The organism is Acidiphilium sp. (genome assembly GCF_049977125.1).
Taxonomy (GTDB): Bacteria; Pseudomonadota; Alphaproteobacteria; order Acetobacterales; family Acetobacteraceae; genus Acidiphilium.
Genome location: NZ_JBMFGY010000025.1, coordinates 24531 through 37019 on the forward strand (window position 1 = coordinate 24531; position 12489 = coordinate 37019).

General features: G+C 60.6%; 12 protein-coding genes. 6 read left to right on the forward strand and 6 right to left on the reverse strand.

All coding sequences use genetic code 11. The annotated features are described in order from the left end of the window. Positions 1 to 46 precede the first annotated feature (46 nt). The 3 genes from ACP5E6_RS06325 to ACP5E6_RS06335 all read right to left on the reverse strand — a co-directional run bounded on the left by ACP5E6_RS06325 (position 47) and on the right by ACP5E6_RS06335 (position 3204). Positions 47 to 355, reverse strand: coding sequence for a carboxymuconolactone decarboxylase family protein (locus ACP5E6_RS06325; RefSeq protein ID WP_427952945.1), 309 nt, complete (start codon positions 353 to 355; stop codon positions 47 to 49). Between the two features lie 251 nt (positions 356 to 606). After that, entirely contained in the window at positions 607 to 2421 is a 1815-nt protein-coding gene (gene htpG, locus ACP5E6_RS06330) for a molecular chaperone HtpG (RefSeq protein ID WP_427952947.1), read from the reverse strand. A gap of 96 nt (positions 2422 to 2517) precedes the next feature. Continuing rightward, positions 2518 to 3204: an alpha/beta fold hydrolase gene (locus ACP5E6_RS06335; RefSeq protein WP_427952949.1), complete on the reverse strand. Its 687-nt coding sequence runs from the start codon at positions 3202 to 3204 to the stop codon at positions 2518 to 2520. Positions 3205 to 3310: 106 nt separating this feature from the next. Between ACP5E6_RS06335 and maiA the strand changes: the two genes are divergently transcribed. Beyond that, complete coding sequence (gene maiA / locus ACP5E6_RS06340; protein WP_427952951.1) at positions 3311 to 3985, forward strand: maleylacetoacetate isomerase; 675 nt, start codon at positions 3311 to 3313, stop codon at positions 3983 to 3985. Here maiA and ACP5E6_RS06345 read toward each other — a convergent pair. After that, positions 3960 to 4736, reverse strand: coding sequence for an N-acyl amino acid synthase FeeM domain-containing protein (locus ACP5E6_RS06345; protein WP_427952953.1), 777 nt, complete (start codon positions 4734 to 4736; stop codon positions 3960 to 3962). The two genes, maiA and ACP5E6_RS06345, sit on opposite strands and share 26 nt — an antisense overlap. A gap of 638 nt (positions 4737 to 5374) precedes the next feature. On the opposite strand from ACP5E6_RS06345, the gene ACP5E6_RS06350 reads away from it, so the two are divergent. Further along, complete coding sequence (locus ACP5E6_RS06350) at positions 5375 to 7219, forward strand: putative bifunctional diguanylate cyclase/phosphodiesterase (protein WP_427952955.1); 1845 nt, start codon at positions 5375 to 5377, stop codon at positions 7217 to 7219. Between the two features lie 559 nt (positions 7220 to 7778). Here the strand turns inward: ACP5E6_RS06350 and ACP5E6_RS06355 are convergent. Further along, positions 7779 to 8153: a hypothetical protein gene (locus tag ACP5E6_RS06355; protein WP_427952957.1), complete on the reverse strand. Its 375-nt coding sequence runs from the start codon at positions 8151 to 8153 to the stop codon at positions 7779 to 7781. 66 nt (positions 8154 to 8219) lie between these two features. Continuing rightward, positions 8220 to 9224 (reverse strand): EF-P lysine aminoacylase EpmA, encoded by a 1005-nt coding sequence (gene epmA, locus ACP5E6_RS06360; protein ID WP_427952959.1) that lies wholly within the window; start codon positions 9222 to 9224, stop codon positions 8220 to 8222. A gap of 23 nt (positions 9225 to 9247) precedes the next feature. Between epmA and ACP5E6_RS06365 the strand changes: the two genes are divergently transcribed. The 4 genes from ACP5E6_RS06365 to accC form a co-directional block, all read left to right on the forward strand. Continuing rightward, positions 9248 to 10195, forward strand: coding sequence for a lysine-2,3-aminomutase-like protein (locus ACP5E6_RS06365; protein WP_427952961.1), 948 nt, complete (start codon positions 9248 to 9250; stop codon positions 10193 to 10195). Between the two features lie 100 nt (positions 10196 to 10295). Then, complete coding sequence (gene aroQ, locus ACP5E6_RS06370; RefSeq protein ID WP_427952963.1) at positions 10296 to 10745, forward strand: type II 3-dehydroquinate dehydratase; 450 nt, start codon at positions 10296 to 10298, stop codon at positions 10743 to 10745. Further along, on the forward strand, positions 10742 to 11197 hold the full coding sequence (gene accB / locus ACP5E6_RS06375; RefSeq protein WP_427952965.1) for an acetyl-CoA carboxylase biotin carboxyl carrier protein: 456 nt from the start codon (positions 10742 to 10744) through the stop codon (positions 11195 to 11197). Before aroQ ends, accB begins: the two co-directional genes overlap by 4 nt. A gap of 15 nt (positions 11198 to 11212) precedes the next feature. Then, a partial coding sequence (gene accC, locus ACP5E6_RS06380; RefSeq protein ID WP_427952967.1) for an acetyl-CoA carboxylase biotin carboxylase subunit occupies positions 11213 to 12489 on the forward strand: 1277 nt, incomplete at its 3' end.

A 12489-nucleotide genomic window follows, 5' to 3' on the forward strand; every position in this document is an offset into this window, starting at 1 on the left:
GATGACTTCATCTGATCGGAAAATGCTCGAGGCCGACAGGTTGAGCTTATTTTTCGTGAAAGCAATGGGTGCCATGGGTCACCGCCGCGCCAGCCCGCAGTGCGGCGGCAACCATGATTGTTTCGGCGATCTCGGCATCGGTCGCTCCGGCCGCCCGCGCCTTGCCGGCATGAATATCGATGCAATAGGGGCATTGGGTGGTGTGGGCGACAGCGATCGCGATCAGTTCCTTATATTTCACCGGGACCGCACCGTCGGCCATCGCGGCTGCGTCGAACGCGGCGAACGCTGCCATGGCTTTGGGCGCATGGTTGCCGATGGTGGCGAGGTGTTTGAGGTTTTTGGTGTCGTACATGGCTGGTTTCCTGTTGTTGTTGGTTGATTGCATGATAACGGCGAACCGACCGGGCGTCCGCCCGATGAAGGCGGTTTTTATGCGCTGAGGGGTCTCTGTCAACCGCGCCTGTCGGGCTCCCCGGTCGTTTCAAGGTTTTGGTGCCGCCGGGATTGGCGGAGGTGGATGGCCCCAACCTTGCCCACCGTCACCTTAACTGCGGCCGATGCATCCGCCCATGAGTCAGACCCATGGGCGGTTGGCATGGGGCGTCAGCCGACCACTTTGGTCGCGACCAGCCGTGCGAAGCGCGCCGGATCGACCGGCGCCTCGCCATCCTGGATCCGGGCGAGATCAAGCAGAAGGCTGGCCCAATCCGCCATATCCTCGCCCTGTTCGGCGCGCGGAATCAGGGCGGTGATCAGCGGATGTGTCGGGTTGAGTTCGAGCGCCGGCTTGGGTGCAAAACTGGCCCGCCCGGCCCTGCGCATCAATCGCTGCAACGCCAGATCCACTTGACCGGCCGATGCCGCGAGGGCCGCGGGACTGTCGGTCAGGCGCGACGAGACGCGGACCTCGGCAATCTGCTCCGCCAGCGCCGCTTGGACGGCCTTGACCAAACCCGTCATCGCCTCGGGAGTTTCGGCCGCCTCGAACAAGTCTTTCGCGGCGCCAGCATGAACCAGTTTTTTGTCCTCATAGGTGGCCAGGCGTTCCGGCCAGAAAAAATCGATCTGGTCGGACAGCAGCAGCACCTCGAACCCTTTGGCGCGCAACCCCTCGATCTGTGGCGACGCGCGCAACCGCGCGGCATCCTCGCCGGTGATGTAATAGATGTCCTTCTGCGCCTCAGGCATCCGCGCGATATACGCATCGAGCGAGGTCAGCGCATCGTCATGGGTCGAGTGGAACCGGGCGAGGGCAGCGATCTCGGTGCGGTGGTCGTTGTCGTCGTAAATACCTTCCTTCAGCACCGGTCCGAACTGCTCGATGAACGGTTTATAGGCCTCGGCGTCCTTGGCGCGATTTTTCAACTCGGTGAGCACCCGGTTGACCAGCGCCTTGCGGATCCGCGCCAGCACCGGCGTTGCCTGCAACATTTCGCGCGACACGTTGAGCGGTAGATCCTCGGTATCAACCACGCCTTCGATGAAGCGCAGCCAGCCCGGCAGCAATTTGGCGTCATCGGTGATGAACATGCGCCGCACGTGCAGCCGCACGTGGGACTCCCGGTCATCCTCGGTCACTGCGAACGGATTATGGCCGGGGATGAACAGGAGCGCGGAAAATTCGATCGAACCCTCCGCGGTCCAGTGGATCGTTGCCCAGGGTTCGTCGAACATATGGCCGAGATGACGATAAAATTCGGTGTAGTCCTGTTCGGTCACGTCGGATTTGCGCTTCCGCCAGAGAGCGGTGCCCTCGTTCGCGGCCTGGAATTTCCCATCGCGCTCGATCTTGATCGGCACGGAGATATGATCGGCCCATTTGCGCAGGATGGTTTCCAGCCGCACCGGCTCGAGATATTCATCCGCATCGGCCTTGATGTGCAGGATCACGTCCGAACCTGGCGCGTCGCGCGTCGCTTCGGTGATCCGATAACCGCCGCGACCGTCCGACGACCATTTATGCGCCGCCTCGGTGCCGGCCCGGCGTGAGATCATTTCGACGGTGTCGGCCACCATGAACGCCGAATAGAAACCGACCCCGAATTGCCCGATCAGGTTAGGCCTCTCCTCCGGCTTGGCTTCCGCCAGGGTTTCGGTGAAGGCGCGCGTGCCCGATCGCGCGATGGTGCCGAGATGACTGGCCAGATCCTCCGCCGTCATGCCGATTCCATCATCCGCGATGGTGATGGTGCGTGCCGCCTTGTCAACGCTGATCCGGATCGATGCATCTTCCGGCAGGGCAAGGCTCTCATCCGATAGGGCAAGAAACCGCCGACGATCAATCGCATCGGCGGCGTTGGCGACGAGCTCACGCAGGAAGATCTCGCGTTCGGAATATAACGAATGAACCACCAGATCGAGCAGGCGGCCCACCTCTGCATCAAACGGACGAGTTGTATCGACAGTGGTACTCATCATAACCCTCGCAAAATGAACAAATTGTGTCCCCGAAATAGGTCACGCATCGTATGGTTGCAATCTGCAATGTCGGGTCGAAGCGGATTGCCTTCCCATTTAATGGTGATGATGCTGTTCATGCGTGAGAAATTCGATGAACAGCGCCGCGGCCTCGACGGGGCGTTCCAGCGTCGGCAGGTGACCGCAATCCTTGAGCACATGGAAATGGGCGTGCGGCAAATCATCGGCGAGGGCACGGCCAATGGCGAGCGGAACAACAGCGTCGTTCTTGCCCCAGAGCACCATGGCGGGCATGTGCAGCATTCCAAGGCGTGAAGTGACTTCGCGGCGGGCCGCAAGCGCCGTCGCCTGGGCGGCGCCAGCGTGACCACCGATGCGATGGGCCATGGCGACGAATCGCGCCGCGGCTTCGGTTGCGTCCGGATGAACCACAAGCCCGGCTAAACTATCGATCACGGCGTCGGGCTGCGCGATCAGGCCGCTGGCCAGATCCGGGTCGCTTGCGCGCGGTCCCGCCGGATCGCAGCCCATCAGCCACAGGGCGGTCACGCGTTCCGGGGCGGTGAGCGCGACTTCAAGGGCAAGGTTGCCGCCATAGGATGTGCCGACCAGGGCGAAATGTGGCGGAGCCTGGCTCAGAATATCGGCCGCGCTGGCCGCCAGGCTCGATTGGGGTGAGATCATGACACGGGCTTCAATGGCATCGCCCGCAATGGTGATCACGTCGCGATAGAGATCCTCATCGCAAAGCAGGGCAGGGATGAACACGACATCGGTGGGCATGGGTCTATCTCCAGCAGAGAGCGCATCGGCGATGCGGGGCATTGACGTCGGACGTCACCGCACTAAGGACGATTGCGGTGGCAATTCAAGCTGCATGGAGACGATCATGGACGAACCCCCGCGTTTCGAGCTTTTTGCATTCTGGCGGACCTCCGCGACCTATCGGGTACGGGTGGCATTGAATTTAAAAGGTATCGTGGCGACGGAGCGATTTGTCGATCTGGACGCCGGCGATCAGCGGAGCGATGCGTTTCTGGCGATCAATCCGCTGGGGGCGATTCCGGCAGTGCTCGACCGGGGCGCCGGGCAATCGCGCGCGCCGCTGACCCAGTCGCTCGCGATACTGGAATTTTTCGACGAGATGTACCCCGAACCGGCGTTGCTGCCGACCGATCCACACGGACGGGCCCGGGTACGCTCGATCGCGGCGATGCTGGCGAGCGACACCCATCCGCTGATCACGCCACGGGTCAAGAAATACCTCACCGGACCCGGCGGATTCGATGACGCGGCGTGGCGGGCGTGGCAGGTGCATTGGTTCACCACCGGATTGCAGGCGGTGGAGCATCGCTTGGCGAGCGAGGCGGAAACCGGCGGTTTCTGCCATGGCGATACGGTGAGCATCGCCGATATCTGCCTCGCGAGCATTCTGGTGGTGATGCGGGTATTCAAGGTCGATGTGACGGCGATTCCGACGATCGAGCGGATCATGCGGGCGTGCGAGGCCCAGGAGGCCTTTGCAAAGGCCAACCCGCTCATCCAGCCTGGCGCGCCGCGGTGATTGCTCCGCCGGACTGGTGGATCGGCGCCGGTTGATCGCCAAAAATCGAAACGCGCTCGCCGGCGATGAGGCCGGCATAGGCAGCATCGGCGGTCGTGATGCCGCGGAGGAAGGGCTGTCCTTCGATGAGTGCCGCGTGGCCGGGACGGAAACTGGCCATCAAGCCCATCGCGCAACTCAAGCCGGGATAGGGTTTCGGCTTTTCGAGTTCCTGAAACCCAAACCGACGATACATCGGGATATGGTGCGAACGCACGGCGTTGAACACAACATCGGCATCGAAATTCAGGAACAGATACCCGGCGGTACGGAACAGCGCGAATACGACATCGAGATCCTTGCTGAATTGCGGGGCGCGGGCCAGACGGCAGATTTCCATGATTTTCGGCGATTTTCCCGATGAGCGAATGGTGCCCATAATCGCCGCGATTTCGTCGCCGAATATCGCCATGGCGGGTAACTCATGGCGATCGCATCCGCTCGAATCGGGGTCGTGACGGACCACGCGGACCGTGGCAGCCGGCTCGTTCTGTTTGAAAATAACCGTCGTCCAGGAATTTCCCGCCTCGTCGTACGAATCGGAAAACGACCGATTGGGGTGCTCGGCAATATAGCCGCCGTGGCGATAGGCCTCGTAGCGCAGACGATAACCGATTTCAGTCAGTTCGGCGCTGACGGCAAGCTGGGCCTCGACCACCGGAACCTCGGGCTTGCGCCATTTAATGCTGGTGCCGCGAGATTGTGGTATCAAAAAATTTCGACCATCCATCGTAATGCTCCACTCCTAATTGCAAGGCATGGGTATGATAAACGGAATTAGTTTAGGTTGGGAAAATTAAGGCTATAATAAGCAAGAAGATTCTATTGATGCGTGTATGGAACTCCCAACTGATGCACATCGCAAAATTGAAACGTGCCTGGCCCCAATCGTCTAAAAAATACAGTGATTTGACGGGGGAGATGCGGGCAACGATCGACCGGTCGCAGCTTGATGTTCGGGCCGGGCTGGCACCACGCATGGCGTTGACGGGAACGATTGTTGCGCTGGTGATCGGTCGGATTTTTTGGAATGCGGGGGGCAGCGGATTATTCTGGATTGGTATTGCGGGCGTCATCGCAAGTTACGCATTGTTATTCGCCGTTTCGGCGAATTGGCGACGAAAATCGCAACATATCAACAACGTTGATAGAATAAAATACAGTTTTTTAGTTGTTCAATTTCTCATTGGCATTTTCTGGTCGATCGTTTTAATTGCTGGGCTTGAGAGCGCAAACGCACTACAAATCAGTATTCTGTATGCGCTTGGTGTCGCGCTGCTTTCCGCACCGGCTTTCTATGGTCCGGCATCTTACTCTCTGTCGTTATGGGCACCGATTTCGGTTGGATTCATGATCGCTTTGATCGTCGATAATCCGTCGTTTCCGTACCTGCGTCTCCTGTTACTCGGAAGTTACGCGGTGTTGACCTACACAACGATCCTTGCGGTGGATTCGAGCACGATCGATCGCGAGGTCCGGCGACTCGAGGCGGAACGGCAGAAGGAGGTGATCGGGCTGCTATTGCGTGATTTTCAGGAGGGCAGCAGCGATTTCCTGTGGGAGGCCGACGCCGATCTGGCGTTTGTGCGGCCGTCCGCGCGATTTGCCGAAGCCGCCGGCACGGTTCAGGAGCAACTGGTCGCCGTCTCGGCTTTCAGGTTCCTGATCGAACACCAGGCGCGATGTCCGCGGGGAGACGATGTCGTGGCGACGTTCAGCGACTGGGTCACCCGGCGCGAGGCGTTCCATCAGCCACGGATCGAGTTGCAGATCGGCGGCGAAACCCGGTGCTGGTCGGTGACCGGAAAGCCGATTTTAACCAGTGACGGCCGGTTTGCCGGCTATCGCGGTGTCGGCTCGGATGTGACCGCCTATTGGCGGGCGGAACAGAGAATCGAGCATATCGCACGTCATGACAATTTGACCGGGCTGGCCAACCGGATGAGTTTCGATGCGGCTCTGGCGGCGATCTGTGCCGATCCGGGCGGCGGGGCGGCGTTGCTCTGTATCGATCTTGATCATTTCAAATCGGTCAACGACCGCTTCGGCCATCAAACCGGCGATGCGCTGCTGGCCGCCACGGTGCAGCGCCTGTTGGGGTGCGTGCGCGAACAGGACCGGACGTTTCGCCTGGGCGGGGACGAATTCGCGATCATTCTGCCCGAAACCGATCATGGCGAGGCCGAGGCGATTGCGGCGCGGATCGTCACGCGGCTGGGTGAGAGCTTCCGGATCGACGCGGTCAATCTGACGATCGGCGCCTGTGTCGGTATCGCCATGGTGACGCAACCGGGCCAGGTCCCGGCCGAGGTGCATAATACAGCGGATGTTTCGCTGTATCGGGCCAAGGCAGAGGGGCGCGGGACCCATCGTTCGGTCGCGGCCGAGCCGGACCGACAGGCCCGGCTGCGCCGCGATGTCGCTTTTGCCCTCAATAATACGCTCGATCTTCAACAATTCTATCTGGAGTTTCAGCCAATCGTGCGGTTGTCGAGTGGCAGGCTCACCGCGGTCGAAGCGCTGATCCGCTGGGCGCATCCTGATTATGGCGTGTTGCGGCCGGATTTTTTCATCCCGGAGGCTGAGCATAGTGGCGCGATCATCGCGATCGGGCGTTACGTGATCGAGGCAGCGTGTGCGTTCGCGACGAAACTGCCGCAGGACGTTTCGGTGGCGATCAATCTCTCCCCGGTGCAGTTGCATGATCACACGCTGATCGACATGATCAGCTCCGCCTTGACCCGCTATGCGCTGGCCCCGGATCGGATCGAGTTTGAACTGACCGAAACCGCGATTCTGGACATCACGCCCGAAACCGTCGCGGCCTTGAACGCGATCAAGGCGCTGGGATGCCGCCTCGGACTCGATGATTTCGGCTCAGGCTATTCGTCGATCACAACGCTGTATTACTTTAAATTCGACCGTCTCAAGATCGATCGCTCGTTGATCCGCGACGCGATGGATGACAGTCGACGGCGGATTATCCTGCGCAGCGTGACGCGAATGGCCAGGGATATCGGCATTGCGGTGACCGGTGAGGGGGCGGAAACCGCCGTTCACTTCGGCGTGCTCAGCGAACTTGGATTCGATGATGGCCAGGGCAGTCTGTTTTCGGTGCCGCTGCGCGATGATGCGCTGCTCGCATGGCTGAAGGAGCGGCAGTTTGCGACGAATCTGGCCGCGATTGTTAAGTGAATCTAAATCAATAAAAAATGCCTAGAAATGTCGTTTACATTTTTTACATATATGAGGTCACGCGGGCAAAATTTCAAAGAAAGGATAGATTGCAATGTTTTATTGGGGTGGCGGGCTTGGTACAGTCATTATCGTGCTTTTGATTTTATGGCTGCTGGGCGTAATCTGACCGACATTGAGTTCAGCGCCAAATGAACGCAAGGACGACTACCGGACCAGCGAGAGGGGCAAGAGAATGAACACGGCGAGCCGAACTCTTCCGTCTCTTGAAATAGTTCAGCACACGGCTTGATGCCGATCGCCAAGGCGCATGATTAGAGCGATATGCGATTAAGTTGACGCGGTAGCGGCAACATAATCGCATGAAATCGCTCGAAAAAACATAGAGCTGGAGCGTTAAGCTGAAAGCATAACGCTCTAATCGGTTGTGCGTGCCATCAGGATCGGTCAATCGGTGATTACCGCTCCCTCCAACCGGCCCAGGACGATTCCCATCGGTCGGGATTGGCTTCCGCTGTGCCGGAACGGAGCGCGCGGGCGCGCCGCCGGACCTGTCAGATCAGCAATCGTTGCCGCGCAGCGTGAAGGATTGAACGATTTTATTTTTGAGGGCGAAGGTGGTGGTGCATTCGTTGGTGTAAGCCTCCGCAGGGAAGCCGCCGCCGTAGAACGGACCGTAGAAACCGCCGAAGCCGGGGCCATAGAACGGGCCGTAACCGAACGAACCCGATTCATAGTGGAACGACCGATGTTCGTAGGCAAAATAGGTCAGGCCCCCGACATGGATCCGCCGGTCCGGCACGCCAAGCTGCGCGACCAGAACCGACTCCGGCCGGCCGACGAAGCTCGACATCTGTTCAGAAAGACTGGGCCCCACCGCGCAACCGGCCAAAGCCACAGCCGCAAGCGGTGTCGCCAGAATGAGTTTACGCATGATTGGCTCCCGTGGGTCAAATAACCTGATCGCGATATGATATAATGGGCCTGTATCACCAGTGTGTCAGAGCCATAACACATCCGTGATACGCGGAGCAGCTGTGGCGATCATGGCGAGCCGGTCAAAACCGAGGGCGATGCCTCCGCTCGGTGGCATCAGAGCGATGGCGTCGATGAGGTCGTGGTCGAGCGGCCAGTCGGTAGAGCCGATGATCTCGTGGCGACGGGCGCGGTCCGCTTCGAAGCGCGCCTGTTGCTCGGCGGGGTCGGTCAGTTCGATGAAGGCGTTGGCAAGTTCGATCCCGCAGACATAGAGTTCAAAGCGCTCGGCGACCCGATGATCGGCTGGGTCACGGCGGGCGAGAGCCGCAAGCGGCGCCGGCCACCCGGTAAGAAAAGTGGGTTGGGCGCGCCCGAGATGAGGTTCGATATGGCCGAGCATCAGGCGGAAAAAAAGGTCTTCCCAGGTCTCACGCTCACGTAAGGCGGTGTTTGCCGCGGCGGCCAGACGGGGGGCGTCGTTCACGCTTGACAGGATGTCGAGGTGAAGATGGCGATCAAAAGCTTCGGCGACGGTGATCGTTTCGGCGCGCTCGAGGCTGGTGGTGGTGCCACGGCACGTGACGGTGGGGGGCAGGACAGCGCGAAGGAACGCCATGGTTTCATTGATCAGGTCGTTCAGCGTGGCATGCGGGCGATACCATTCAAGCATGGTGAATTCGCAAGCGTGGGTTGCCGACCCCTCGCCGTTGCGCCAGACCCGCGCGAGCTGAACAATACAGCCTGCACCGGCGGCAAGGAGTTTCTTCATGGCGAATTCAGGGCTGGTGTGCAGCCAGAGGGGGTCGGTGACCCCATCGGGCATGGTGCGACTGGTTCTAAACGCGTTGAGATGAACCTCCTCGCCGGGGGTAGTGACGGCATAGGGGGTTTCAACTTCGAGATAGTTGCGCGCGGTGAAGAAGGCGCGGGTTGCCTGGGTGAGCAGGGCGCGACGGCGGAGGTAGGGCAGCCGCGCCGCAAATCGTTCGGGAGACCAGGAGGGAACTTGGGTGGCTTGTGCGACCATGCATCCGGCGATAGCACCAACGGATGGGTTTGCGCACACTTCGAACACCGGATGATCTGATCGCGGCCGGGCTCGTCCCGGCGGCAGCGCGGCAGGCGCTCACAGCGGTTGCCGCCCGCTATGCAACCGCGATTCCGCCAGGCATCGCCGATCTGATCGAACAGCCGGATGATCCGATCGGCCGGCAGTTCATTCCCGACGCGTCTGAGCTGACGCTGGCATCGCATGAATTACTCGATCCGATCGGGGATGACGCCGCCTCGCCGATCAAGGGGATCGTGCATCGCTATCCGGATCGAGCACTGCTGAAACCAACATTGGCTTGCCCGGTCTATTGTCGGTTCTGCTTTCGGCGTGAGCATGTCGGACCCGATGGCGGCGTGCTGACCGAGGCTGAGCTCGATGCGGCGGTCGCCTGGGTTGCCGCTCATCCGGCGATCGAAGAGGTGATTCTGACCGGAGGTGACCCTTTGATTCTCTCGGCGCGGCGGGTTGGGGCGATGCTGGAGCGGCTGGGGTCGATTGCTCACATACAGCGATTGCGGGTCCACACGCGGGTGCCGGTAATGGCGCCGGAGCGGATCACAGGAGAATTGGTCGCCGCTCTCGATACCGAAAAGCCCTTGTTCGTTGTGCTTCATGCCAACCATGCGCGGGAATTCACCGAGGCCGCGCGATCAGCGCTCGGTCGTCTGCGCTATGGGGGTGTGCCGGTGCTTGGGCAGTCGGTGCTGCTGCGCGGGGTGAATGATTCCGAAGCGGCGCTGCGGGAGCTGTTCACGACGATGCTGTCCTGCCGCGTGAAGCCGTATTACCTGCATCACCTTGATCCGGCGCCAGGAACAGCGCGGTTCCATGTGCCGATCGTCGAGGGGCGCGCGCTGATGGCAAAGCTGCGCGGCACCATTTCTGGCACTGCCTTGCCGCGCTACATCCAGGACGCGCCGACCGGCAAGACAACCCTGGCCTGATGGCGCAAACGGTCTGTGATCCTTCTCTCGAAGACGAGACGATGCGCCTAAACATCATCACCCGGTTGGCCCGCGCAACCGCCTGTGCTAGGCGCGGCGCATGGCTGAACCCCTGATTGCCGTTCTCAACGGTCCCAACCTCAATCTGCTTGGTCTGCGCGAGCCGGAAATCTATGGCATCCAGACGCTCGATGATCTCGAAGCGGTCTGTGCCGAGGCCGGCGAGCAACTCGGTTTGGCGATCGATTTTCGTCAGACCAATGGCGAGGGTGAACTGATCACCTGGGTTCAGGAATGTCGCGGCCGGGCCGATGGGATCGTGATCAACCCCGCGGGATATTCACACACCTCGGTGGCGTTGATGGACGCTTTGCATGCCGTGGATCTACCGGTGATCGAAGTCCATCTGTCGAATATTTTCACGCGTGAGGCGTTCCGTCACCATTCCTATATATCGATGGCGGCACGCGGCGTGATCTGCGGGTTGGGGTTCACCGGTTATCGGTTGGCGTTGCAGGCGATTGCCGAGATTGTGGAGCAGGAAGCATGAGTTTATCCTTCGACCCCGAAGCGCTGCGCCAATTGGCAGCCCTGTTGAACGAGAGCGGTCTCGCCGAGATCGAACTTGAAGAAGGCGACCGCCGCTTGCGGCTCGCACGCGCGGTGGCGCCATCGGCCGCGATGGCGCAGCCGGTGATGGTGCCCCCTGCGGCGATCGCCCCGGCGGCGCCTGCGGTCGCGACGGCGAGTGTCGACATGGGCGCGCATCCAGGAGCGGTGAAGTCGCCGATGGTCGGCGTCGCTTATCTTGCCCCCGAACCCAACGCACCGCCGTTCATTACCGTCGGCCAAAGCATCGAGGCAGGACAGACCCTGCTTCTGATCGAGGCGATGAAGACGTTCAACCAAATCAAGGCGCCGCGCGCCGGCACGATCAAGCAGATTCTGATCACGACGGGTCAGCCGGTCGAATACGACGAACCGCTCGTCGTGATTGAATAATGGTTCAAATACAATATGTTCGATAAAATCCTGATCGCTAATCGGGGCGAAATCGCGCTTCGGGTTCAGCGCGCCTGTCGTGAAATGGGCATCGCCACCGTCGCGGTTCATTCCACCGCCGATCATGACGCGATGCACGTACGTCTGGCCGATGAAAGTGTGTGCATCGGGCCGGCACCGGCGCGCGATTCCTACCTGAACATGCCCGCCCTTTTGTCAGCCGCGCTGATTACCGGCGCCGGCGCGATTCATCCCGGCTATGGATTTCTCTCGGAAAACGCCGATTTCGCCGAGATGGTGGAGGCGCATGGCCTCACCTTCATCGGCCCCAGTCCGACACATATCCGGATGATGGGCGACAAGATCACCGCCAAGACCACCATGGCGGAACTCGGCGTGCCGCTGGTGCCGGGTTCGGATGGCGAAGTGCCCGATGTCGAGACCGCGCTGGCGGTTGCCCGGCAGATCGGCTGCCCGGTGCTAGTCAAGGCCGCCGCCGGTGGCGGGGGGCGTGGCATGAAAGTCGCCCACACGCTCGATGATGTGGCCGAAGCCTTCTCGACCGCCCGCGCCGAAGCCGCTGCCGCCTTCGGCAACAATGCCGTCTATATCGAGAAATATCTCGATAAGCCGCGCCATATCGAACTGCAGGTGCTGGGCGACAATTACGGCAAGGTGGTGCATTTCGGCGAACGCGACTGTTCGCTGCAACGCCGCCATCAGAAACTGCTCGAAGAGGCCGGTTCCCCCGGCATCACCGAAGCCGAACGCAGCGCCCTCGGCGCCATCGCCACCCAGGCACTCGAGAAATTCGGCTATCGCAACGCCGGCACGCTCGAATTCCTGTATCAGGACGGTCAGTTCGCCTTCATCGAAATGAATACCCGCTTGCAGGTCGAGCACCCGGTGACCGAAATGGTCACCGGTGTCGATCTGGTGCGCGAACAAATCCGCATCGCCTACGGTGAGGCGCTCGGCTACGAGCAATCCGACATCAAGGTTTCCGGCCACGCCATTGAGTGTCGCGTCACCGCCGAAGACCCGGAAACCTTCGCGCCGTCACCAGGCGTCATCACCATGTTCCATGCCCCCGGCGGCTTGGGCGTTCGGCTTGATTCAGCCTTGTACGCCGGGTACCGGGTGCCCTCGCATTATGACAGTCTGGTTGCCAAGCTGATTGTCCACGGTCGCACCCGCCCGGAAGCGATTGCGCGGATGCGAAGAGCGCTCGAAGAGTTCGCCATCGCCGGCATCAAGACGACGATTCCGCTGCACCTGCGCATTCTCGATGA